The organism is Streptomyces sp. NPDC001532 (assembly GCF_040298625.1).
Lineage (GTDB): Bacteria > Actinomycetota > Actinomycetes > Streptomycetales > Streptomycetaceae > Streptomyces.
In genome coordinates, this window is record NZ_JBEPAL010000045.1 from 40,809 (window position 1) to 63,177 (window position 22,369).

A 22,369-nucleotide genomic window follows, 5' to 3' on the forward strand; every position below is an offset into this window, starting at 1 on the left:
TACCGCGCGGGCCGCCGCCCGGTGTCCCACACGTCATGTCGCCGTAACCATCGATTCAGACAGGCTTGCGACGCTCGGCGAATGAAGCCAGCCGTGCCAGAGCCTTCGCCCCCGCCCGAGGGGAGCCCCGGGCACGGGAGCGCCGACGACAGCGCCGCGCTCCCGCCCGCCCGCTCCGACGCGCCTGTCTCCCTCGTGGCGCGGAAGAATAGGGCCATGAGCCAGCAGAACGCCCAGGCACCGGTCCAGCAGGTCCAGCACGCCCAGCCCTCCGTGGGCTCCATCGCCGCGCACCGCCCGCACACCGTGGCGGCGGCGGTCTCCGATCTGGAACCCGACCTCGACGCCGACCTCGACGCGTACGAGGAGGCGCAGGCCGACGACGCCCAGCTGCCCCAGGGCCGATTCCTCGACCGGGAGCGCAGCTGGCTCGCGTTCAACGAACGCGTCCTCGAACTCGCCGAGGACCCGAACACGCCCCTGCTCGAGAGGGCGAACTTCCTGGCGATCTTCGCCAGCAACCTCGACGAGTTCTTCATGGTCCGGGTGGCCGGTCTGAAGCGCCGGATCGCCACCGGCGTCGCCACCCGCTCCGCCTCCGGCCTCCAGCCGCGCGAGGTGCTGGAGATGATCTGGGCCCGCTCCCGCGAGCTCATGGCCCGGCACGCCGCTTGCTACCACGAGGACGTCGCCCCCGCACTCGCGGAGGAGGGCATCCACCTGGTCCGCTGGAGCGAGCTGACCGAGAAGGAACAGGCCCGCCTGTTCACCCTCTTCCGGCACCAGATCTTCCCGGTGCTCACCCCGCTCGCCGTGGACCCCGCGCATCCCTTCCCGTACATCTCGGGCCTCTCCCTGAACCTCGCGGTCGTCGTACGCAACCCGGTGAGCGGCCACGACCACTTCGCGCGCGTCAAGGTGCCGCCGCTGCTGTCCCGCTTCCTGGAGGCCTCCCCGGGCCGGTTCGTCCCCATCGAGGACGTCATCGGCGCCCACCTGGAGGAGCTGTTCCCGGGCATGGAGGTGCTGGAGCACCACGCCTTCCGGCTCACCCGCAACGAGGACCTGGAGGTCGAGGAGGACGACGCCGAGAACCTGCTCCAGGCCCTGGAGAAGGAGCTGATGCGGCGCAGGTTCGGCCCGCCGGTGCGCCTGGAGGTCGAGGAGTCCATCGACCGCAAGGTGCTGGACCTCCTGGTGCGCGAGCTGAAGATCAGCGAGGCCGAGGTGTACCCGCTGCCCGGCCCCCTGGACCTCACCGGCCTCTTCCGCATCCACGGCCTGGACCGGTCCGAGCTGAAGTACCCGAAGTTCATCGCCGGCACCCACCGCGACCTCGCGGAGGTCGAGTCCGCCTCGGCGCCCGACATCTTCGCCGCCCTGAACCAGCGGGACGTGCTGCTGCACCACCCGTACGACTCCTTCTCCACCTCGGTGCAGGCGTTCCTGGAGCAGGCCGCCCAGGACCCGGACGTCCTCGCCATCAAGCAGACGCTGTACCGCACCTCCGGCGACTCCCCCATAGTCGACGCGCTCATCGACGCCGCCGAGTCCGGCAAGCAGGTCCTCGTCCTGGTCGAGATCAAGGCCCGCTTCGACGAGCACGCCAACATCAAGTGGGCGCGCAAGCTGGAGGAGGCCGGCTGCCACGTCGTCTACGGCCTCGTCGGCCTGAAGACCCACTGCAAGCTGTCGCTGGTGGTCCGTCAGGAAGGCGACACGCTGCGGCGCTACAGCCACGTCGGCACCGGCAACTACCACCCGAAGACCGCGCGGCTCTACGAGGACCTGGGCCTGCTCACCGCCGACCCGCAGGTCGGCGCTGACCTCTCCGACCTGTTCAACCGCCTCTCCGGCTACTCCCGCCGGGAGACCTACCGCCGGCTGCTGGTGGCCCCCAAGTCCCTGCGCGACGGCCTGATCTCCCGGATCAACAAGGAGGCCCAGCACCACCGCGCCGGCCGCCCCGCCTACGTCCGCATCAAGGTCAACTCGATGGTCGACGAGGCCGTCATCGACGCCCTGTACGGCGCCTCCCAGGCCGGCGTGCCGGTCGACGTCTGGGTGCGCGGCATCTGCGCGGTGCGGCCCGGGGTCGAGGGCCTGTCGGAGAACATCCGGGTCCGCTCGGTCCTCGGCCGGTTCCTCGAACACTCCCGGGTCTTCGCCTTCGGCAACGGCGGCGAACCGGAGGTCTGGATCGGCAGCGCGGACATGATGCACCGCAACCTCGACCGCCGTATAGAAGCCCTCGTCCGGGTCGTCGACCCGGCCCACCGGGCCGCCCTCAACCGGCTGCTGGAGACCGGCATGTCCGACGCCACCGCCTCCTGGCACCTGGGCCCGGACGGCGAATGGACCCGGCACTCGACGGACGGGGACGGCGGACCGCTGCGGAACGTCCAGGAGATGCTCATAGACGCCCGGAGGCGCCGGCGTGGCACAGCAACACCTTGACCCGACGGACCCGCTGTCCCGGCAGCTGACCGGAGACGCCCTCGCGGGCTATCTCCGGTCGCAGGCCACGGAGTTCCTCCGCGCCCTGCGCCAGCACCGGGAGACCGGCACGGGCGACTCCCTCGACGCGGCCCGGGCCCTGCGCCGCTCGGCCCGCCGCATAAGCGGCAGTCTGCACACCTTCCGGTCCCTGCTGGACCCCGACTGGTCCGAGGCCATCCGGCCCGAACTGGCCTGGCTCTCCGGCACCCTGGCCCTGGAGCACGCCTGCGCCTCGCGCCTGGAACGCCTGCTGAACGCCCTGCACCGGCTGTCGGGCTCGGCGGCGTTCCCGGCGCAGCCGGTCAACGGCGACGGCACGGCGGCCGGGGTGCGCGCCGGCGCGCGGAGCGCGGGCCGGGCACCCGGTGACGCCGGGGCCCCGGCCCGTCCCGTCCAGCCCGCGGAGCGCGGCAACCTCACCGTGGGCGCCGCGAAGGCCGGCGCGCTCCTGGACCGCCAGCTCACCCTCGCCCGCACCCGCGCCCACTCCACCGCGCTCCAGGCCCTCGGCTCCGCCCGCTTCCACGCGGTCGCCGACAAGGTCGCCTTACTGGCCAGCGAGGTCCCGCTCACCACCACCGCGACCGGCACCGGCCTGCGCCCGCTGGCGGACGCCGCCGAGGAGCGCCTCACCGACGCCGTGGCCGCCCTCCCGCTCGTCACCGCGGGCAGCCCGTACAACGCGGAGGCGCTGGTCCACGGCCTCTCCCCGGACCCCGCCCCGCACCCCCAGGACGCCCCCTGGCACCAGGTCCGCCTCCTGCTGCGCCTGCACCGCTACGCCCGTGAGGTCCTGGACGGCGACGACGCCCCGGTCGACGTCCGGCTGCTGACCGCCGGTCAGGCCCTCAACCGCCACCGGGACGCCTCCGAGGCGGCGGCCGCGGCGGCAGCGGCCGCCCGCACCCCGAGGATCGCCCCGGCCACCGCCTACGCCCTCGGTGTCCTGCACGCCGACCAGCGCCACGAGGTGGAGGCGGCCCGGTTCGCCTTCCAGCAGTCCTGGCAGAAGCGGACGGTGAACGCCCCATGACCGGCCCCGCCGAGGACACCACCCCCGTCCTGGCCGCCGGCTGCGTGCTGTGGCGCCGCTCGCCAGCCGACGGGAAGCCGGAGCTCTGCCTCGTCCACCGCCCGAAGTACGACGACTGGTCGCACCCGAAGGGCAAGCTCAAGCCCGGCGAGGACGCGCTGGCCGGCGCGCTGCGCGAGGTCGCGGAGGAGACCGGGTGCACCGCGGTGCCCGGCGTCGAGCTGCCCACCCTGCACTACCTGGCCCACGGCCGTCCCAAGCAGGTCCGCTACTGGGCCGCGGAGGCCACCGCCGGCTCCTTCACCCCGACCTCCGAGGTCGACCGCGTCCTGTGGCTCCTCCCGGCCGCCGCCCGCGCCCGCCTCACCCAGCCCCGCGACAAGGAACTGGTCGACGAACTGCTGGCCGCCCTGCGCCGCGCCTGAGCGAGGTCTCGCGGAGCGCCGCGCTCAGGGCTGGGACGCATGCCCCGCCCCGTCCGTCCGCGCCTGGCTGCGCGCCCGCCGTGCGGGCCCCCGCCAGCCGCAACTGCACCGCGCGACACAAAACGGCCCCTGCTCCACCGTCGTCACGCGGTGCTCCGAGTGGTTCTGGCCAGGGGCGAAGCGGTCCTGCTGGGTCACGCGGACACGGTACCGACGCAAAGTGAACAGCCCGTGCGCCCGCGCTGCCGCCCCCGCGCCTCCCCCGGCGGCGTGACGGCCCAAGCTACCCGTCGTTAACCGGACGACACGGAGCCCGTGACCGAAGGACGGCTGGGGGTAGGCAGACCATGGCGCAGCAGCGGTACGGCAGAGCGGGCGGAACGGTCGTCGCGGCGGGGCTGGTCGCCTGCGTCTGTCTCGGCACCGCCGGCTGCGGCGGCAGCGGCGCGGCCGCCGACGACGCCCGCCCCCCGGCCGACCCGGTCCCGGTCCTGCACAAGGCAGCCGACACCTTGGTCGCCGCCCGCACCTCCAAGGCGCGCACCTCGATGGAGATGGCCACCGGCGGCACCCGCGTCACCATCCGCGGCGAGGGCGTCTACGACTACACGCGCGCCCTCGGCCGGCTGAGCGTGCTGCTCCCGCAGGACCCGGCGGGCCAGAGCGAGCACCGACCGATCACCGAACTCCTCGCGCCCGGCGCGCTCTACATGAAGAACCGCGGCGCGGGCGTCCCGGCCGACAAGTGGGTCCGCGTGGAGACCCACACCCTCGCCGACGGCAACCTGGTCACCGGCGGCGCCACCGATCCGTTCGCCGCCGCCGAGGTGCTGCGCGGCACCCGCACGGCGGCCTATGTCGGCCGTACCGAGATCGGGGGCGCGCCGGTCCGGCACTATCGCGGCACCGCGAACCTCGTCGAGGCGGCGCGCAAGGCCTCGCCCGGCGGAAAAGCGTCGCTGGCGGCAGCGGCGAAAGGGTTCGCCACGGCCGACGTCCCGTTCGACGTCTTCCTGGACGACCAGGGCCGGATCCGCAAGGTCCGGCACCGCTTCAGCTTCGTCAACGGCAGCGAGAAGGCCACGGTCGCGGTCGCCTCGACGACCCTGCTGTACGACTTCGGCACCCCCGCCGACGTCCGTCTGCCGCCCTCCGAGGACATCTACGCGGGCCGGATCGCGGAGGGGCGAGAGGCCGCGAACCGGCGGGAGTGACCGGCTGGAACTAGCCCGTCCGTGCCATGCGCGGTGTGTGCGCCGCTCCCTACTCTAGGAAGTCGGTGACGGCAGAGAAGAGGTGACGCACGTGGCTCCGCTCGGCGGTACGGCGGTTCAGGACCACGTGGCCCTCGCCGAGATCGAGCTGTGCGGGGAGCTGATCATCGCGGCCTCGGCCGCCGAGGACCGGCTGAGCATGGAGAGCATCGACCAGGTCCTGCGGGTGGCCGAGGAACGCGCGGCCGAACCGAAGGCGTAGACAGAGGGTGTCCGCGCGGCTGCTCAGGTGCGCAGCATCCGCCCGATCGCCTTGGTCGCCTCTTCCACCTTGGCGTTGATCTCGTCCCCGCCCTTGAGCGCCGCGTCCGCGACGCAGTGGCGCAGGTGCTCCTCCAGCAGCTGGAGCGCGAAGGACTGCAGGGCCTTGGTGGAGGCGGAGACCTGCGTGAGTATGTCGATGCAGTAGACGTCCTCGTCGACCATCCGCTGCAGGCCCCGGATCTGGCCCTCGATGCGGCGCAGCCGCTTCAGGTGCTCGTCCTTCTGGTGGTGGTACCCGTGGATCCCCCGATCATGATCGGTCACCACGGCCTCCGCGGGAGCCTCGGCGGGCAGACCGGCGCTGGCCTCGGTGGTCGTCATAACGTCCTCCATCCACATACCCCTACTGGGTATATCGTAACGGACTTTGCCGGGTATACGCCCCTTGGCAGCAGGCCTGGCCACCGACGTGCGCCGCCCCCGTGCCGATAACTCTGCCCGATGGGCGACACTGGGGGACGGCCCATTAGCCGTGGCCGGATGATGCGCCTAGCATCAGCCTGACCGAAACCGATGCACCCCGAGGACCCCACGTGCGCTTTCGTCTGACCCCCAGGGAGACGAGCTTCTACGACATGTTCGCCGCATCCGCGGACAACATCGTCACGGGCTCGAAGCTCCTGATGGAACTGCTCGGGGCGGACGCTTCCGCCCGGGCCGAGATCGCGGAGCGTATGCGGGCAGCGGAACACGCAGGTGACGACGCCACGCACGCGATCTTCCACCAGCTGAACTCCTCCTTCATCACGCCCTTCGACCGCGAGGACATCTACTCCCTCGCCTCGTCCCTCGACGACATCATGGACTTCATGGAGGAGGCCGTCGACCTGGTCGTCCTCTACAACGTCGACGAGCTGCCCAAGGGCGTGGAGCAGCAGATCGAGGTGCTGGCGCGGGCCGCCGAGCTGACCGCCGAGGCCATGCCCCACCTGCGCACGATGGACAACCTCACCGAGTACTGGATCGAGGTCAACCGGCTGGAGAACCAGGCCGACCAGATCCACCGCAAGCTGCTCGCCCACCTCTTCAACGGCAAGTACGACGCCATCGAGGTGCTGAAGCTCAAGCAGATCGTCGACGTCCTGGAAGAGGCCGCCGACGCATTCGAACATGTGGCGAACACGGTGGAGACCATCGCCGTCAAGGAGTCCTGAGGCGTCGATGGACACCTTCGCGCTGGTCGTGACCATCCTGGTCGCACTCTTCTTCACCTACACCAACGGCTTCCACGACTCCGCGAACGCGATCGCCACCTCCGTGTCGACGCGCGCGCTGACCCCGAGGGCCGCGCTGGCGATGGCCGCGGTCATGAACCTCGCCGGCGCCTTCATGGGCAGCGGGGTCGCGAAGACCGTCAGTGAGGGCCTGATCCAGACACCCGAGGGCTCCACCGGCATGGGGATCCTCTTCGCCGCGCTCGTGGGCGCGATCGTCTGGAACCTCGTCACCTGGTACTTCGGCCTGCCCTCGTCCTCCTCGCACGCGCTGTTCGGCGGCATGGTCGGCGCCGCGCTGGCCGGCGGTACCACCGTCTACTGGGACGGCGTGCTGGAGAAGGTCGTCATCCCGATGTTCATCTCCCCGGTGGTGGGCCTGCTGGCCGGCTACCTGGTGATGACGGCGATCCTGTGGATGTTCCGGCGGGCCAACCCGCACAAGGCCAAGCGCGGCTTCCGTATCGCGCAGACCGTCTCGGCGGCGGGCATGGCGCTCGGCCACGGCCTCCAGGACGCGCAGAAGACGATGGGCATCGTGGTGATGGCCCTGGTCATCGCCGACGTCGAGGACTACGGCGACCCGATCCCGGTGTGGGTGAAGATCGCCTGCGCCGTGATGCTCTCGGCCGGCACCTACGCGGGCGGCTGGCGCATCATGCGCACCCTGGGCCGCAAGATCATCGAGCTCGACCCGCCGCAGGGCTTCGCGGCCGAGACCACCGGCGCGACGATCATGTTCGGCTCGGCGTTCGTCTTCCACGCGCCGATCTCCACCACGCACGTCATCACCTCGGCCATCATGGGCGTGGGCGCGACGAAGCGGGTGAACGCGGTGCGCTGGGGCGTGGCGAAGAACATCGTCCTGGGCTGGTTCATCACCATGCCGGCCGCGGCCGCGGTGGCCGCCGCCTCGTACGGGCTGGTGCACCTGGCGTTCCTGTAGGGAACCCCACCGAGACACGAACGGGCCCGCCCCCGGGAGCCAGGGGCGGGCCCTTTTCGACCTCACGGTGGCACCGCCATGCAGCACCGCGAGGAGTCGTGCCGGCCGCGGATCAGCCGAAGCGGCCGGAGATGTAGTCCTCGGTCGCCTGGACCGACGGGTTGGAGAAGATCCGCTCGGTGTCGTCTATCTCGATCAGCCGGCCGGGCTGCCCGACCGCGGCCAGGTTGAAGAACGCCGTACGGTCCGAGACCCGCGCCGCCTGCTGCATGTTGTGCGTCACGATGACGATCGTGAAGCGCTCCTTCAGCTCCCCGATCAGGTCCTCGATGGCGAGGGTGGAGATCGGGTCGAGCGCGGAGCACGGCTCGTCCATCAGCAGCACGTTCGGCTCGACGGCGATCGCCCGCGCGATGCACAGCCGCTGCTGCTGACCGCCGGAGAGGCCGGAGCCGGGCTTGTTCAGCCGGTCCTTCACCTCGTTCCAGAGGTTGGCGCCCTTGAGCGACTTCTCGACGATGTCGTTCAGCTCGCCCTTCTTGAAGTTGCCGTTCAGCCGCAGCCCCGCCGCCACGTTGTCGTAGATCGACATCGTCGGGAACGGGTTCGGCCGCTGGAACACCATGCCGACCTCGCGGCGGACCGACACCGGGTCCACGCCGGCGCCGTACAGGTCCTCGTCGTCGAGGAGCACCTTGCCCTCGACCCGCCCGCCGGAGGTGACCTCGTGCATGCGGTTCAGCGTGCGCAGGAACGTCGACTTGCCGCAGCCGGAGGGGCCGATGAAGGCCGTCACCGAGCGGGGCTCGACGGTCATCGAGATGTCCTCGATCGCCTTGTGGGAGCCGTAGTAGGCGGTCAGTCCGCTTACGTCGATTCGCTTGGCCATGATTGCTTCACTTCCAGAACTTGATCGGTCGCCGCCCGCCGCGTCAGCGACCGGTCTTCGGGGCCTTCCAGCGCGCGATGCCGCGCGCCAGCAGGTTGAGGATCATCACGAAGGCGATGAGCGTCAGGGACGCCGCCCAGGCACGGTCGTAGGCCGCGGGCGAGCCCGCGCTCTGCGAGTACTGCTGGTAGATGTACAGCGGCAGCGACGCCTGCGGGCCGTCGAAGGGGTTGTTGTTGATGAACGGGTTGCCGAACACCAGCAGCAGCACGGGCGCCGTCTCGCCGGCGATCCGGGCGACCGCCAGCATGATGCCGGTGGTGATGCCACCGACCGCGGTCGGCAGGACGACCTTCAGGATCGTGCGCCACTTCGGCACACCGAGCGCCAGGGAGGCTTCCCGCAGCTCGTTCGGGACGAGCTTCAGCATCTCCTCGGTGGACCGGACGACCACCGGCATCATCAGGATCGCCAGGGCGAGCGCGCCGGCGAAGCCCGAGAAGCCCATCTCGAAGATCAGCAGCAGGCTCAGGATGAACAGACCGGCGACGATCGAGGGGATGCCGGTCATCACGTCGACGAAGAAGGTGACGGCCCGGGCGAGGTTCCCGCGCCCGTACTCCACCAGGTAGATCGCGGTCAGCACGCCGATCGGCGCGGCGATCAGGGTGGCGATGCCGACCTGCTCCAGGGTGCCGATGATGGCGTGGTAGATGCCGCCGCCCGGCTCGGAGTCGGCGACGAGACCCATGGAGTGGCTCAGGAAGTAGGCGTCGAGGACCTTCACACCGCGCGAGACGGTCGTCCACACCAGGGAGACCAGCGGCACCACGGCCAGCAGGAAGGCGACCCACACCAGAGAGGTGGCGATCCGGTCCTTGGCCTGGCGGCTGCCCTCGACGCGCGAGGCGATGACGTACGTACCGAGGACGAACAGGATCGCGGCGATCAGGCCCCACTGGACCCGGCTCTCGATCCCGACGGCGAGGCTGCCGCCGACGGACACCGCGAGGGAGCCCACGGCGATCGCCCAGGGAGACCACTTCGGCAGCCGGGCGCCCTGGAGGCTGCCGCGGCGCTTGTCGTTGACGACGGCGTGGCTCATGCGTTGGCCCCCGAGTACTCCTTGCGGCGGGCGATGATCGCGCGGGCCGCGCCGTTGACCAGCAGCGTGATGACGAACAGGACCAGACCGGAGGCGATCAGCGCGTCCCGGCCGAACTCGGTCGCCTCGCCGAACTTGCTGGCGATGTTCTGGGCGAAGGTGCCGCCGCCCGGGTCGAGCAGGCTGCCGTGGATCAGGAAGTCCGGCGACAGCACGGTGGCGACGGCCATGGTCTCGCCGAGCGCGCGGCCGAGACCGAGCATCGAGGCCGAGATCACGCCGGAGCGGCCGAACGGCAGCACCGCCATGCGGATGACCTCCCAGCGCGTGGCGCCGAGGGCCAGGGCCGCCTCCTCGTGCATCTGCGGGACCTGCCGGAAGACCTCACGGCTCACGTTGGTGATGATCGGCAGGATCATGACGGCGAGCAGGATGCCGACCGTGAGCATCGAGCGGGCGGGCCCGCCCTCCCAGTCGAAGACACCGGTCCAGCCGAGGTAGTCGTCCAGCCAGCCGAACAGGCCGTTCATGTGCGGGACGAGGATCAGCGCGCCCCACAGGCCGTACACGATGGACGGCACCGCGGCGAGCAGGTCGATCACATAGGCGATCGGGCCGCTCAGCCGGCGCGGGGCGTAGTGGGTGAGGAAGATCGCGATGGCGACCGCGATCGGGACCGCGATGGCCATGGCGATGACCGAGGAGACGATCGTGCCGTAGGCCAGGACCGCGATGCCGAACACCGGCGGCTGGGCGCTGGTGTTCCACTCGAAGGTGGTGAGGAAGTTGCCCTCGTCCTCGCTGATCGCGAGGACGGCCCGCCAGGTGAGGAAGACCGCGATGGCGGCCATGATCACCAGCAGCAGGATGCCCGAGCCGCGGGACAGGCCGAGGAAGATGCGGTCGCCGGGCCGGGTGGCGCCCCGGGCCGCGCGCTTGCGCTCGGGGAGGGTCGGCTGAGGGGTGGGGGGAGGAGCGTCGGTGGGTGCTGTCGTTATGTCCATCGGGTTCTCCGGTCTGCGGAGCCGCGTCGGTCGGGCGGCTCGGTGGAGCCGAGCGCGGGGCGCGGCTCCGGGCGGCGGTGCACCGGACGGTGCGGCCCGGTCCCGGTCGGGACCGGACCGCACTCGGGTCAGCTCAGCTCTTCGATGGTCGTGCGGACCTTGGCGATGATGTCCTCGGGCATCGGCGCGTAGTCGTTCTGCGCGAGGACGTTCTGGCCGTCCGTGCTGGCGATGTACCGCAGGAAGGCCTTGGTGGCGGGCAGGGTCTCGGACTTGTTGCCCTTGTCGCAGACGATCTCGTACGTGACGAGGGTGATCGGGTAGGCGCCCTCGGCCTTGGTGGCGTAGTTCAGCTCCAGGGCGAGGTCCTTGCCGGTGCCGACGACCTTGGCGTCGGCGATGGCCTTGGTGGCGTTCTCGACGGTGGCCTGGACCGGCTCGCCGGCGCCCGTGTCGATGGCGGCGGCCTGGATGCCGTCCTTGGCGTACGACAGCTCCATGTAGCTGATGGCGCCGGAGGTCTGCTTGACCTGCTGGGCGACACCGGAGGAGCCGGAGGCCGACTGGCCGCCCTTGGCCTGCCAGGCCTTGCCGCCCTCGTACTTCCAGTTCTCCGGGGTGGCGGCGATCAGGTACTTGGTGAAGTTGTCCGTGGTGCCGGACTCGTCCGAGCGGTGGAACGCCTGGATCTTGAGGTCGGGAAGCTTCGCCTCGGGGTTGAGCTTCTGGATCGCCGCGTCGTTCCACTTGGCGATCTTGCTGTCGAAGATCTTGGCGAGGGTCGGCGCGTCCAGGACCAGGTTGTCGACACCCGGGACGTTGTAACCGACGGCGATCGGGCCGCCGACCATCGGCAGGTCGATGCCCTGACCGCCGGAGCAGACCTTCTTGGAGGCCTCGATCTCCTCGGGGTCCAGCGCGGAGTCGGAGCCCGCGAAGGCGACCGTGCCCTGCGTGAACGCGGTGACACCGGCGCCGGAGCCGCCGCCCTTGTAGTTGACCTGAACGCCGTTGCACTGCGAGGTGAACTGCTTGACCCAGGCGTCGATCGCGTTCTTCTGCGCGGAGGAGCCGTCGGCGAGCAGCTGGCCCTGGGCGTCGTCACACTTGATCGAGTTCGCGGCCTGAGTGCCGCCCGACGGGTCGGAACCGGTGGTCCCGGGGTCGTCGGAGCCGCACGCCGTGAGGGCCAGGGCGCCGGAGACGGCGAGAGCACCGAGGGTGAGGGCCCGCCGGTTCATGCGCTGAAGCTTCACTTTCGGGAGTTCCTTCCGGGAGCCGCCGTCCTGAATCCGGCGGCGTGCGAAGTCTGGGTGAGACGGGCACGGCATCACAGGCCGCGCTCGCCATCAGCAAGGCCGAAATTAGGCAGAACAGGTGAAGCCGCCTATGGCCGGAAGTGAACGGGGGGTGAACCCCTGCGGACGGTGCGGTTAGGTCACGGAACGCTTACGGGAAGGGCACACAGAGGTCCCGGAGGGCGGCCTCACCCGGCGGTCGCCACCCCGGCCACCACCACCGATAGCCGTCAAGAGGTAACAAACAGGCATCTATCGGGACCGTACACCAGCGGTGACGGCCGGAGGGAGTGCCCGATCGAGTGGGGAACCCGCGGCCCGCCAGACCCGTCTCGTTCCACGACAGCACCGTCGGGCGGGAAGCAGGCAGCACATGGAGCGGCGTACGTTCATCGGCGGCTGCACGGCCGCGCTCTCGGCGGCCGTCTCGGTGGCGGCGTGCGGCGGCGGCACCGGCAGCGCACGGGCCACCGACACCCCGGCCACCCCCACGGACACCACCGGCACCACCACACCCACGACCCGCACCGCCACCGGCCGGGCCCCCGCGAGCTGGAACACCCTCGCCGGCGACCTCGACGGCACCCTGGTCCGCCCCGGCGACGCCGCCTGGCCCACCGCCCGCCAGCTCTACAACACCCGCTTCGACTCCCTGAAGCCCGCCGCCGTGGCCTACGTCGCCCACGCCGACGACATCGCCACCACCCTCGCCCACGCCCGCGCCCGCGGCCTGCGCGTCGCCATCCGCAACGGCGGCCACTCCTACGCCGGCTGGTCCTCCGGCAACGGCCGCCTCATCATCGACGTCTCCCGGCTGAACGGGATACGCGCGAGCGGCGGCTCGGCCGTCGTCGGCGCCGGCGCCAAACTGATCGACGTCTACCGGGCACTGGCCGCCAAGGGCGCCACCATCCCGGCCGGCTCCTGCCCCACGGTCGGCGTCTCCGGCCTGGTGCTCGGCGGCGGACACGGCGTCGTCTCCCGGGCCTACGGCCTGACCTGCGACAGTCTCACCCAGGCCACCCTGGTCACCGCCGACGGCAAGCGGATCACCGCCGACGCCGACGAGCACAAGGATCTCTTCTGGGCGCTGCGCGGCGCGGGCAACGGCACCTTCGGCGTCGTCACCGAGCTGCGCTTCCGCACCCACCCGGCCCCGCAGGCGGTCACGGGTCACCTGTCCTGGCCGTGGGCGAAGGCCGCGGCGGTGGTGAAGGCCTGGCAGGAGTGGGGCCCGGACCAGCCGGACGAGATCTGGTCCTCCCTGCACCTCGCCAGAGCGGCCGGCGGCAGCCCCACCGTCTCCGTCGCCGCCTTCTCCCTCGGCACCTACGGCGAACTCCAGAACGCCGTCGACCGCCTCGCCGCCCGCGTCGGCGCCTCCGCCTCCTCCGTCTCGCTGCGCCGCCGCTCCTACGAGGAGGCGATGGAGATCTACGCCGGCTGCTCCTCCTTCGCCACGGACGCCCAGTGCCATCTGCCGGGCTCCACACCGGGCCGCTCACCGCAGGGCGCGCTCGGCCGGGAGACGTACGCGGCCCGCTCCGACTTCTTCGACCGCTCGGTCCCCGCGGCCGGGATCCAGACCCTGCTGAACCGGATCGAGGCGGTCCAGGGCGGCGCCGGCAGCATCGCGCTGACCGCCCTCGGCGGCGCGGTCAACCGCGTCTCACCGACCGCGACGGCCTTCGTGCACCGCCGCTCCCGGATGCTGGCCCAGTACATCGCCTCCTGGCGCGCGGGCACTGCGGGCACGGCCGCCCAGTCGTGGCTGAAATCCGCCCACGACGCGATGCGCCCGTACGCCTCGGGAGCGGCGTACCAGAACTACACCGACCCGACGCTGAAGGACTGGCGCACGGCGTACTACGGAGACGCGGCCCCGCGCCTGGCCAAGCTGAAGCGGGCGTACGACCCGAACAGGGTGTTCACGCACCCGCAGGCACTGTGAGGCGCCGGGGGGCGACGAGCGGCGGGGCTCCGGCCGCGGTGGCCGGTGGAAGGCGGGGCCGGTCAGGACGACGGCGCCGGGCAGGACCACGGCGCCGGTCAGGACGGAGGGGCCGGTCAGGCCGCCAGGTCGCGCGCCTCCGCCCCCGCGGCCTCCTTGCGGGCACCAGGAAGCACGGTGTCGCGGCGCTCCGCGGACGACCGGGCCCGGATCAGCCAGCCGATCCTCGGCGAGCGCTCCATGGCCTTGGCGACCGGGGTGAGCAGCGCCATGGCGACCGGAGAGAGCAGCAGCGCGACGGCCGTGCCGAGCGCGAAGCCGCCGATGACGTCGGTCGGGTAGTGCACGCCCATGTAGACCCGGCAGAAGCCCTCGAACAGCGCGAGCCCGATGCCGACGAGGCCGAACCTGCGGTTGGCGACGAACAGCCCGACGGCGATGGCCATGGTGATCGTCGCGTGGTCGCTGACGAACGAGAAGTCGGTCTTCCCGGCGACCAGGACCTCCAGGCCCTCGTGCTCCAGGAACGGCCGGGGCCGCTCGACGAACCCTCGTATCGGCACGTTCACCAGGACCGCGACACCGGCCGCCAGCGGCGCCCACACCAGCGCGGCGACCGAGGAGGCCGCCTCCTCTGCGGATTCCGCCCGACGCCGGCCGGACCACCAGCACCACAGCACGAGCAGCACCACGGCGAGCAGCAGTCCGTACTCGCCCACGTACTCCATGACCCGGTCGAACCAGTGCGGTGCGTCCTTGGCCAGGCCGTTGATGTCGTAGAGCAGCTCGACGTCGGGGTTCGACCCGGATTGCGCGAGTCCAGCCATGGTGCAGCGGCCCCTTCGTCGTCATCTCACCGGCGCACCCTTTGCATGCGCCGTCCTTGCCACCCCCGTGGTCCGTAGATCGATCGGCAACGTCAGCGACTCCGTCAATCGGCTACGTCAACAGGAACGCACGGCCCCGGTCACTCCGTTCCACATTCCACGGAATGATCACGCAGACGTTATCGAAGAGAGATACATCGCCGCAGCTCAGGGGTGTGCCTCACACTCGGTTCACACCGCCGAGGGCAGCGCTTTTGCGCCATCCTCGGTGACCCGGGTCGCCCCGAAGTACTTACGGGTGTCGATCGGGTCGAACCGGATCACCGCACCCGTGTACGGCGCGTCGATCATGTACCCGCCGCCCACGTAGATCCCCACGTGGTCGATGGCCCGCGAGTTCGTCGGATCGGTCGAGAAGAACACCAGGTCCCCGGGCAGCAGCTCGTCCCGCGAGGGATGCGGACCGGCGTTGTACTGATCGTTCGCCACCCGCGGCAGCTCGATCCCCACACTCGCGTACGCCGCCTTGGTCAGCCCGGAACAGTCGAACCGTCCGCCCTGCTCAGGCGTACCGTTCCCACCCCACAGATACGGCGTCCCGAGCTTCTTCTGCGCGTAGTGAATGGCCCCGGCGGCCTGCTTGGAGGGGTCGAGGCGGGTTGTGGGGGCGGCGAAGCTGTCCTCGAGCATGGTGATCGTCCGGACGTAGTTCTGCGTCTCCTTGTACGGCGGCACACCCCCGTACTTGATCACCGCGTACGCGCCCGCGTTGTAGGCGGCGAGCATGTTCTTCGTGGCGTCTCCGGGCACGTCCTCGACGTACTTGGCGAGGGTGCAGTCGTAGGAGGCGGCCGATGGAATCGCGTCATTCGGATCCCACACGTCGCGGTCGCCGTCCCCGTCCCCGTCGATGCCGTGGGTGGCCCAGGTGCCCGGGATGAACTGCGCTATCCCCTGCGCCGCGGCCGGGCTCCTGGCGCTCGGGTTGAACCCGCTCTCCTGGTAGAGCTGCGCGGCCAGCAGGGCCGGGTTGATCGCGGGACAGAGATTGCCCCACTTCGACACCAGCGGCTGATACGCCGCCGGCACCGAGCCCTTGGCGAGCGTCTTGGCTCCGCCGCCCACACCGTTCAGCAGGTTCCCGGCGACGACGTACACCCCGACGACGAGCAGCATGACGAAGCTCAGGCCCATCCCGAGCGCGACACCACCGGCCACCCAGACTTTTCGCACGGCTCAACCCTCCCCCATCGCAGGCCCGTTCAAGGCTGATTCGGCCGTGTGCCCGCCGAGTCGGACCAATTCTCGCCCTGCTCGGCGTGGAACCCGGTGCAGCCGATGCTCTCGAACTCACCAGGACTGCTTCCGGGCACGTGGTACAGGACGACCGTCCAGTCCCCCGGATCGTTCGCCACGGGGATGGCCGGATCGGCCTTGCCCTCGAAGTGGCTCCGGAAGTCGTCCGGATAGGTCAGCTCGACGAACCCGCCGTCCTTCCAGTGGGTGTAGATGTCCACGGGCTTGCTGGTGTAACCCATGCTCTTGCTCTCCGTCAGCACATCGGTGTACGGCCTGCCCGTCTCCGGGTCGATCTCGTGCGGAGGCTTCACACCGACGGAGACGTAGTAGGGGTCGGGCCGCTCGGGAAGGTTCTCGGCGTACTTGAACCGGAAGGCGATCCTGGCCTGCCGGGACACGAACGGCGCGGTGGGGTCGTCGACGTCGGCCACGCTCGTCTGGAGTTCCCTCGGCGGGCTGCCGCCCCCGATCACCGCGCAGTCACCGATGCCGTGCGCCGCCTCGTCCGGGTCGTCGGACAGCGTCCAGTAGTCCCGGGAGACCCGGTTGTTCTCGATGTAGGCCGGCGGCTCCCGGCGCACGGCGCTCGCCGACGGCGACGCCCCGGTGGCCTGCTGCTTCCCTCGTTCGTCTCCGTCCAGCGTCCGCACGGCCACGGCGGACGCCGTCCCCGCCACGACCGCGACGGTGAGGGCCACGATCCAGGGCGTACGGCGGGACGGCGCGCGCCCCGGTGCGACGGGCCGCGTGGCGGGCGCGAGGGTGGGGACGTATCCGGGCCCGGCCGTCGGCTGGTACGCGGGCCCCGCGGCCGGCAGGTACGCGGGCACGGCCGGCGCCCCGTGCCCGGCCGGCACCAGCCCGGCGGCGACGGCCTCCGGCAGGTCCCGCGGCACGGCCGGCGCGTCACTCCCGGTGAGCCGCCCGTAGAAGGGGTCCTCGGCGAGGCCGCTGGACACCGCGCACCGCTCGATGACGGAGCCCGGCGTGGGCCGCCGCGCGGGATCCTTGGCCACGCACTCCTCGATCAGCGCGGCCAGCCCCGGCTCGACCCCCGTGACGTCGATGCCCTCATGGACCACGCGGTACGACACGGCATGCGTGGGCCCCGTCCCGAAGGGCGGACGCCCGGTCGCCGCATGGGCGAGCGTCGCCCCGAGAGCGAACACGTCGGACTCCGGCCCCGCCTGATCACCGGTCAGCACCTCCGGAGCGGAGTAGCCGGGAGTGCCCGGGGTGAACCCCGTCTGGGTCAGCGCGGTGTCCGCCGTGCCGCGCGCGATACCGAAGTCGATGAGCAGCGGCCCCTGCGGGGAGAGAATCACGTTCTGCGGCTTGAGGTCCCGGTGCGTGACACTGTGCGCGTGGACGCTGGCCAGAGCCTCGGCGAGCGCGGCGAACAGCCTCCTCACGCTGTCGGCCGGTAAAGGCCCCTGCTGCTGCACCGCCTTGGCCAGCGTGGGCCCCGACACGAACTCGGTGGCCAGCCAGTACGGCGCCGCCTCCAGCGAGGCGTCGATCAGGTTCGCCGTGAACGCGCTCCGCACCGCCCGTGCCGTCTCCACCTCCCGGCGGAAACGGGCCAGCGCCTCCGGGTGATCGGTGATCTCCTCCCGGATGACCTTGATGGCGACCAGCCGCCCGCCCGGCGACCGCCCGAGATAGACCTGCCCCATCCCGCCCGCGCCCAGCCGCGCGAGCAGGGTGTAGGGGCCTATGTGCGCGGGATCCCGGTCCTTGAGTGCGTCCACGGAGACCGACCTTGCCATATGACCCGTTCGAGCGCCGACGACGCCGGTGGATCCCGCCCGCTAGCCTTCACCCAGGGAACATCGGCACGAGCGCTCACCCGTCACTCCGTCAGAAAACGCCCTGATCACCAAAAGTGACACAACGACCGAACCACACCACCGGTTTCGCACCCGCTTCATTGCCCGGCGTTACCGGCCGTGATACACAGAGTGACTATACGAGCTATTCGTACGAAACCCGCCAAGCAATGACGCCAAGTCGACATACCTGGGCGTCATTGTCGGCGAGAATGAGGCCTGACCTCTGCGCACCGCAGAGGGACTGCGGAACTACCCACCAGGGGCGGTGACTTACATGCTCTTTGCGGCCGACGAGGGAGACATCAACACCATCATCGGGGGGATCGCTCCGGACTGGGGGCCCTTCGGCAGCCTGGGCAACGAGGCCAAGGTGATGATCGAGGTCGTGATGGCGGTCGCCATCCTGATCTGTCTCGGCATCGCCATCTGGGGCGCCGCCAAACAGCGCATCGGCGCGACCGCGCTCCGCGACACCTTCAGCGCGGAACAGGGCAAGGGCCTGATCATCGCCGGTCTCACAGGCGTCTTCATCATCGGATCCCTCGGCACGCTCTTCACGATCGTGTACGGCATGGCCGTCTAGCCCGGCACACCGCCGCCCGCCACAGACGCGTCGTCCAGTCCGCTCCGGGCCCGCCCGGTCCCCTCTACCCCACCCGCCCGTCGCGCCCACCGGCTGAGGTTGCGTTTCCCTGATGTCGAGTCACCCCACCGCGCCCGCGCGGGAACCAGCACGGCTACCGTCGTATCCCTACGCGTTCATTCGGTACGAGGGGGCGTACGCGGCATGAGTCCCGGTGACGAGCACGAGGCCTCCGGCGGATACGGCGGCTCCGGGCAGACCCGCACCCGGCTGCCCGACAGCGGCAACGACACCTACGGCGGCGCCCCCCGACGCGGCGGCCGGTCGTCCTCGCGGAGCCTGGTCACGGTGGTGGGCGTGGTGGTCCTCCTCATCGCCGCGATCGCCTTCGCGAACCGTGGAGGAGACGATTCCGCGACCTCCGACACCACCACCGACAAACCGGAGACCTCCACCACGGCGGCAACCGGCGAAACCCCGGTGAACGGAAAAACCGCCGGCGTACCGACGGGCTTCGCCCAGACGCAGCAGGGGGCGGAGAGCGCTGCGGCGAATTATGCGGTGGCCCTCGGCTCCGCCGAGATGTTCGACAAGGCCAAGCGCAACGCCATCCTGCAGACGATCATCACGCCTTCCCGGGTCGCCGACTTCGAAGCGACGCTGGACAGGGCGTACACACCCGACTTCAACAAAAATGTCGGCCTGAACGAGGACGGCACCACCCCGCAGGGCTACACGTTCGTGTCGCGCACCAGCCCGATCGGTACCAAGGTGACCGAGGCCTCCGACACGAGCGCCAAGGTCGAGGTCTGGTGCAGCGGGCTGCTCGGCCTCGCGGGCGAGAACTCGACGACTCCCGTCACCAACAGCTGGTTCACCATCACCATGCAGCTCGAGTGGACCGCCGGTGACTGGAAGATCGTGACGCACTCTCAGAAGGAAGGCCCCGCGCCCGTTCCCGGCGACGACAGGGCCTCCAGTGCCGACGAAATGGCCAAGGTCGTCCAGGAGTACGGAGGGTTCACCTATGCCCGGTAGGCACCGCGTACTCAAGCTGACCGCCGTTCTGGGGACCGTACAGACCACCTTGGTCATCGCGGCCACCCGCGCCCTCGCCGCGCCCACGCCGAATCCGTCGGCCTCGCCGAGCAACGACCCCTGTGATCTGATCCACGGCCCCGCCAAGGACTACTGCGAACGCGGCAGCGAAAGCGGCAGCTCCCGCTCCGGCGGATCCCCCACCCTCGACCCCACCAGCACCCTCGACCCCCTCTCCTCCCTCGCCCAGGGCTGCGCCGACGCCGCCTCCTGGACGATCAAGCAGCTCAGCGAGGCGGTCAACGACACCGCGAACGTCGACTTCACGAACCCGAAGTTCCTCCAGCAGTACGCGGTGGTCTTCGCGGCGTCGACGGTCCTGACCCTGCTGCTGTGGCTGCTGGCGGTGGCCAAGCGGGCGGTGCGTGGCGTTCCCGTCACCACCGCCATCTCCGAGGCGATCGGCTTCCTCTGGCTGACCGTCCTCGCCTCCGCGTTCACCCCGCTGATCCTCTACACGGTCGTCTCGGCGACCGACGGCATCACCGAGGTGCTGGCGAAGACCACCGGCGACCAGACGAACACCTTCTTCGGCACCTTCTCCGGCGCCCTGGAGAAGGGCGAGGACATCGGCGGCGGCCCGATCATGCTGATCGTCGTCTCGCTGGTCAGCATCCTCGCCGCGGGCGTGCTGTGGCTGGAACTCGTCATCCGCGCCGCCCTGCTCTACGTCGGCGCCCTCCTCGGCACCGTCGTCTACGCCGGCCTGGTCGACAAGAACCTGTGGGGCCACGTCCGCCGCTGGGCGGGCATCATGATCGCCGTCATCCTGGTGAAGCCGGTCATCGTCATCGTGCTCGGCCTTGCCGGCGCGCTCTCCGCCGACGACGGCCCCGACGCCTTCTCCGCGGTCGTCTCCGGCCTGGCGATCATCCTGCTCGCCATCTTCGCCAGCGCGATGATCTACCGTTTCGTCCCGGGCTTCGGCGACGAGATCGCCGGCTCCCGCAACAACCGCCTGATGCGCGGCGCGGAAGGAAAGGCGGCGGCCGTCATCAGCAGTCCCGCCACCCTCGTCGCCCAGGGCATCAAGACGCACAGCTCCCGCGCGGACAACAACGGCGGCGGTCAGGCCTCGGGCTCCGGCGGCGCCCGCCCGGCCAACACCGCTTCCGGCGGCGTCGCCGCGCACAGCTCGCGCACCTCGAACGGTGCCGGCGGATCTGTCCCCTCCGCCGCGCCTCCGCCGCGCTCGTCCAGCCCGGTGAACACCCCGCACGCCAGCAACACCCGCAACAGCAGTACCAATCGCACGGGAGGTGAAGGGCGTTGACGACCGAGTCCCATCTGTCCCATCCGGTCACGCCCCGCCGTACATATCTGATCGGCCGCGCCCGGCCGAACGCGATCGTCGGCCGCAACCGCGAGACCGGCGAGATCGCGCTGATCATCGTGGGCGCGTTCCTCGGCATGATGTGCGGGCTCCTCGTTCCGGTCCTGTCCCTCCGGATCGTGCTGCTCATGGGCTTCCCGCTGCTCGCCCTGGCGGCGGTCTACGTGCCGTACAAGCACCGCACGTTCTACAAGTGGTTCGAGATCAACCGCAGCTACAAGCGCACCCTGCGCTCGGGCACCACCTACCGCTCCGGCGCCATCGAGGCGGGCACCCGGCTCGACGGCCGCGAGGTGGAGGTCGGCCCGCCGCCCGGCATCGGCCGGATCACCTGGCTGGCCGCCCCGTTCGGGCCGGACGAGATCGCCGTACTCCTGCACGCCGACCGCAAGACGGTCACCGCCTGCATCGAGATCGAGGGCCCCGGCGTCGGCCTGCGCGACTCCGAGGACCAGGAAGCCCTGGTCGACCGCTTCGGCACCCTCCTCAAGCACGTGGCGAACGGCGACGGCTTCGTCACCCGGATCCAGATGCTGGCCCGCACCCTGCCCGCCGACCCCGACGCCCACGCCAAGGACGTCGCCGTCCGCGGCGACGAACGCGCCCCGGCCTGGCTCCAGCAGTCCTACGACCAGCTCCAGTCGATGGTGTCGACCAGCAGCGAGCAGCACCGCGCGTACCTCATCGCCTGTATGCACTACACCCGCGAACTCGCCGCCGAGGCCAACACCATGGCCCGCGCGGCCCGCCCGCACGGCGGCAAGGTCGACCGGGACGCGGGCCTCGCCGTCGTCATGGCACGCGAGCTGACCGACATCTGCTCCCGTCTCCAGGAGGCGGACATCCGGGTCCGCCAGCCCCTCGGCCAGGGCCGGCTCGCCTCCCTGATCCACTCCATGTACGACCCGGACCACCCGATCGACCACATCCAGGCGATGACCAAGCGCAACGCCTGGCCGGCCGAGCTGGACGCCATGGAGCCGACCTTCCTCCAGGCCAAGACCCGCGAGTCCTCCACCCGCGCCCCCTGGTGCCACGCCACGGCCTGGGTGAAGGAGTGGCCGATGACCCCCGTCGGCGTCAACTTCCTCGCCCCGCTGCTGGTCCACACCCCGGACGTGATCCGGACCGTGGCCGTCACCATGGACCTCGAACCCACCGAGATCGCCATCGAGCGCATGCTCACCGAGAAGACCAACGACGAGGCGGAGGCGTCCCGCGCCGCCAAGATGAACCGCACCGTCGACCCGCGTGACATCGCCGCCCACACCCGCCTCGACCAGCGCGGCGAGGACCTCGCCAGCGGCGCCGCCGGCGTCAACCTGGTCGGCTACATCACCGTCTCCTCCCGCTCACCGGAGGCCCTGGCCCGCGACAAACGGACGATAAGGGCCTCGGCCGGAAAGTCGTACCTGAAGCTGGAGTGGTGCGACCGCGAGCACCACCGCGCCTTCGTGAACACTCTCCCCTTCGCCACCGGCATTCGGAGGTAGGA

General features: G+C 70.7%; 20 protein-coding genes. 12 read left to right on the plus strand and 8 right to left on the minus strand.

Annotated features, from left to right (window positions below):
* The first annotated feature begins 81 nt into the window (after nucleotides 1-81).
* The 5 genes from ABT232_RS31415 to ABT232_RS31435 all read left to right on the plus strand — a co-directional run bounded on the left by ABT232_RS31415 (nucleotide 82) and on the right by ABT232_RS31435 (nucleotide 5,433).
* The gene (locus tag ABT232_RS31415; RefSeq protein ID WP_351846183.1) at nucleotides 82-2,457 is read left to right on the plus strand and encodes an RNA degradosome polyphosphate kinase; all 2,376 of its coding nucleotides are present in this window, start codon (nucleotides 82-84) and stop codon (nucleotides 2,455-2,457) included.
* Nucleotides 2,438-3,532, plus strand: coding sequence for a CHAD domain-containing protein (locus ABT232_RS31420; RefSeq protein ID WP_351846186.1), 1,095 nt, complete (start codon nucleotides 2,438-2,440; stop codon nucleotides 3,530-3,532). The genes ABT232_RS31415 and ABT232_RS31420 overlap by 20 nt, the downstream gene beginning before the upstream one ends.
* A complete protein-coding gene (locus tag ABT232_RS31425) occupies nucleotides 3,529-3,957 on the plus strand; it encodes an NUDIX hydrolase (protein ID WP_351846189.1) in 429 nt (142 codons plus the stop codon). The genes ABT232_RS31420 and ABT232_RS31425 overlap by 4 nt, the downstream gene beginning before the upstream one ends.
* Before the next feature lie 347 nt (nucleotides 3,958-4,304).
* Entirely contained in the window at nucleotides 4,305-5,171 is an 867-nt protein-coding gene (locus ABT232_RS31430) for an SCO4651 family lipoprotein (protein WP_351846191.1), read from the plus strand.
* Between the two features lie 82 nt (nucleotides 5,172-5,253).
* Nucleotides 5,254-5,433 carry a hypothetical protein gene (locus tag ABT232_RS31435; RefSeq protein WP_351846194.1) on the plus strand — a complete coding sequence of 60 codons (180 nt, stop codon included), beginning with the start codon at nucleotides 5,254-5,256 and terminating at the stop codon, nucleotides 5,431-5,433.
* A gap of 23 nt (nucleotides 5,434-5,456) precedes the next feature.
* On the opposite strand, the gene ABT232_RS31440 is transcribed toward ABT232_RS31435, so the two are convergent.
* A complete protein-coding gene (locus ABT232_RS31440) occupies nucleotides 5,457-5,816 on the minus strand; it encodes a metal-sensitive transcriptional regulator (RefSeq protein ID WP_351846196.1) in 360 nt (119 codons plus the stop codon).
* A gap of 212 nt (nucleotides 5,817-6,028) precedes the next feature.
* On the opposite strand from ABT232_RS31440, the gene ABT232_RS31445 reads away from it, so the two are divergent.
* Nucleotides 6,029-6,649 (plus strand): DUF47 domain-containing protein, encoded by a 621-nt coding sequence (locus ABT232_RS31445; RefSeq protein WP_351846199.1) that lies wholly within the window; start codon nucleotides 6,029-6,031, stop codon nucleotides 6,647-6,649.
* Nucleotides 6,650-6,656: 7 nt separating this feature from the next.
* Nucleotides 6,657-7,655, plus strand: a complete 999-nt coding sequence (locus ABT232_RS31450; RefSeq protein ID WP_351846201.1) for an inorganic phosphate transporter — start codon at nucleotides 6,657-6,659, stop codon at nucleotides 7,653-7,655.
* A gap of 112 nt (nucleotides 7,656-7,767) precedes the next feature.
* Here the strand turns inward: ABT232_RS31450 and pstB are convergent, their stop codons facing one another.
* The 4 genes from pstB to pstS form a co-directional block, all read right to left on the minus strand.
* The gene (pstB, locus tag ABT232_RS31455; protein WP_351846204.1) at nucleotides 7,768-8,544 is read right to left on the minus strand and encodes a phosphate ABC transporter ATP-binding protein PstB; all 777 of its coding nucleotides are present in this window, start codon (nucleotides 8,542-8,544) and stop codon (nucleotides 7,768-7,770) included.
* A 43-nt stretch (nucleotides 8,545-8,587) separates the two neighbouring features.
* Entirely contained in the window at nucleotides 8,588-9,649 is a 1,062-nt protein-coding gene (pstA, locus tag ABT232_RS31460; RefSeq protein ID WP_351846207.1) for a phosphate ABC transporter permease PstA, read from the minus strand.
* Complete coding sequence (gene pstC / locus ABT232_RS31465) at nucleotides 9,646-10,653, minus strand: phosphate ABC transporter permease subunit PstC (RefSeq protein WP_351846210.1); 1,008 nt, start codon at nucleotides 10,651-10,653, stop codon at nucleotides 9,646-9,648. The genes pstA and pstC overlap by 4 nt, the downstream gene beginning before the upstream one ends.
* Nucleotides 10,654-10,781: 128 nt before the next feature.
* Nucleotides 10,782-11,909 carry a phosphate ABC transporter substrate-binding protein PstS gene (gene pstS / locus ABT232_RS31470; protein WP_351846213.1) on the minus strand — a complete coding sequence of 376 codons (1,128 nt, stop codon included), beginning with the start codon at nucleotides 11,907-11,909 and terminating at the stop codon, nucleotides 10,782-10,784.
* A 415-nt stretch (nucleotides 11,910-12,324) separates the two neighbouring features.
* Here pstS and ABT232_RS31475 point away from each other — a divergent pair, with 415 nt between their 5' ends.
* A complete protein-coding gene (locus tag ABT232_RS31475) occupies nucleotides 12,325-13,902 on the plus strand; it encodes an FAD-binding oxidoreductase (RefSeq protein WP_351846216.1) in 1,578 nt (525 codons plus the stop codon).
* 116 nt (nucleotides 13,903-14,018) lie between these two features.
* Here the strand turns inward: ABT232_RS31475 and ABT232_RS31480 are convergent, their stop codons facing one another.
* The 3 genes from ABT232_RS31480 to ABT232_RS31490 all read right to left on the minus strand — a co-directional run bounded on the left by ABT232_RS31480 (nucleotide 14,019) and on the right by ABT232_RS31490 (nucleotide 17,779).
* Nucleotides 14,019-14,729, minus strand: coding sequence for a phosphatase PAP2 family protein (locus ABT232_RS31480; RefSeq protein WP_351846219.1), 711 nt, complete (start codon nucleotides 14,727-14,729; stop codon nucleotides 14,019-14,021).
* Between the two features lie 231 nt (nucleotides 14,730-14,960).
* Nucleotides 14,961-15,923 (minus strand): C40 family peptidase, encoded by a 963-nt coding sequence (locus ABT232_RS31485; protein ID WP_351846253.1) that lies wholly within the window; start codon nucleotides 15,921-15,923, stop codon nucleotides 14,961-14,963.
* 68 nt (nucleotides 15,924-15,991) lie between these two features.
* Entirely contained in the window at nucleotides 15,992-17,779 is a 1,788-nt protein-coding gene (locus ABT232_RS31490; RefSeq protein ID WP_351846222.1) for a serine/threonine protein kinase, read from the minus strand.
* Between the two features lie 355 nt (nucleotides 17,780-18,134).
* On the opposite strand from ABT232_RS31490, the gene ABT232_RS31495 reads away from it, so the two are divergent.
* The 4 genes from ABT232_RS31495 to ABT232_RS31510 all read left to right on the plus strand — a co-directional run bounded on the left by ABT232_RS31495 (nucleotide 18,135) and on the right by ABT232_RS31510 (nucleotide 22,367).
* Entirely contained in the window at nucleotides 18,135-18,443 is a 309-nt protein-coding gene (locus ABT232_RS31495; RefSeq protein ID WP_006136301.1) for a DUF8827 family protein, read from the plus strand.
* Between the two features lie 204 nt (nucleotides 18,444-18,647).
* Complete coding sequence (locus ABT232_RS31500) at nucleotides 18,648-19,481, plus strand: DUF8175 domain-containg protein (protein ID WP_351846225.1); 834 nt, start codon at nucleotides 18,648-18,650, stop codon at nucleotides 19,479-19,481.
* A complete protein-coding gene (locus tag ABT232_RS31505; protein ID WP_351846227.1) occupies nucleotides 19,471-20,814 on the plus strand; it encodes a hypothetical protein in 1,344 nt (447 codons plus the stop codon). The genes ABT232_RS31500 and ABT232_RS31505 overlap by 11 nt, the downstream gene beginning before the upstream one ends.
* On the plus strand, nucleotides 20,811-22,367 hold the full coding sequence (locus ABT232_RS31510) for an SCO6880 family protein (RefSeq protein WP_351846230.1): 1,557 nt from the start codon (nucleotides 20,811-20,813) through the stop codon (nucleotides 22,365-22,367). The genes ABT232_RS31505 and ABT232_RS31510 overlap by 4 nt, the downstream gene beginning before the upstream one ends.
* The last annotated feature ends 2 nt before the right edge of the window (nucleotides 22,368-22,369 follow it).

Coding starts and splice junctions, on each gene's coding strand:
- ABT232_RS31415 (WP_351846183.1), top strand. CDS start 82: ATGAAGCCAGCCGTGCCAGAGCCTTCGCCCCCGCCCGAGGGGAGCCCC.
- ABT232_RS31425 (WP_351846189.1), top strand. CDS start 3,529: ATGACCGGCCCCGCCGAGGACACCACCCCCGTCCTGGCCGCCGGCTGC.
- ABT232_RS31430 (WP_351846191.1), top strand. CDS start 4,305: ATGGCGCAGCAGCGGTACGGCAGAGCGGGCGGAACGGTCGTCGCGGCG.
- ABT232_RS31440 (WP_351846196.1), bottom strand. CDS start 5,816: ATGACGACCACCGAGGCCAGCGCCGGTCTGCCCGCCGAGGCTCCCGCG.
- ABT232_RS31450 (WP_351846201.1), top strand. CDS start 6,657: ATGGACACCTTCGCGCTGGTCGTGACCATCCTGGTCGCACTCTTCTTC.
- pstB (WP_351846204.1), bottom strand. CDS start 8,544: ATGGCCAAGCGAATCGACGTAAGCGGACTGACCGCCTACTACGGCTCC.
- pstA (WP_351846207.1), bottom strand. CDS start 9,649: ATGAGCCACGCCGTCGTCAACGACAAGCGCCGCGGCAGCCTCCAGGGC.
- pstC (WP_351846210.1), bottom strand. CDS start 10,653: ATGGACATAACGACAGCACCCACCGACGCTCCTCCCCCCACCCCTCAG.
- ABT232_RS31475 (WP_351846216.1), top strand. CDS start 12,325: ATGGAGCGGCGTACGTTCATCGGCGGCTGCACGGCCGCGCTCTCGGCG.
- ABT232_RS31480 (WP_351846219.1), bottom strand. CDS start 14,729: ATGGCTGGACTCGCGCAATCCGGGTCGAACCCCGACGTCGAGCTGCTC.
- ABT232_RS31485 (WP_351846253.1), bottom strand. CDS start 15,923: ATGGGCCTGAGCTTCGTCATGCTGCTCGTCGTCGGGGTGTACGTCGTC.
- ABT232_RS31495 (WP_006136301.1), top strand. CDS start 18,135: ATGCTCTTTGCGGCCGACGAGGGAGACATCAACACCATCATCGGGGGG.
- ABT232_RS31500 (WP_351846225.1), top strand. CDS start 18,648: ATGAGTCCCGGTGACGAGCACGAGGCCTCCGGCGGATACGGCGGCTCC.
- ABT232_RS31505 (WP_351846227.1), top strand. CDS start 19,471: ATGCCCGGTAGGCACCGCGTACTCAAGCTGACCGCCGTTCTGGGGACC.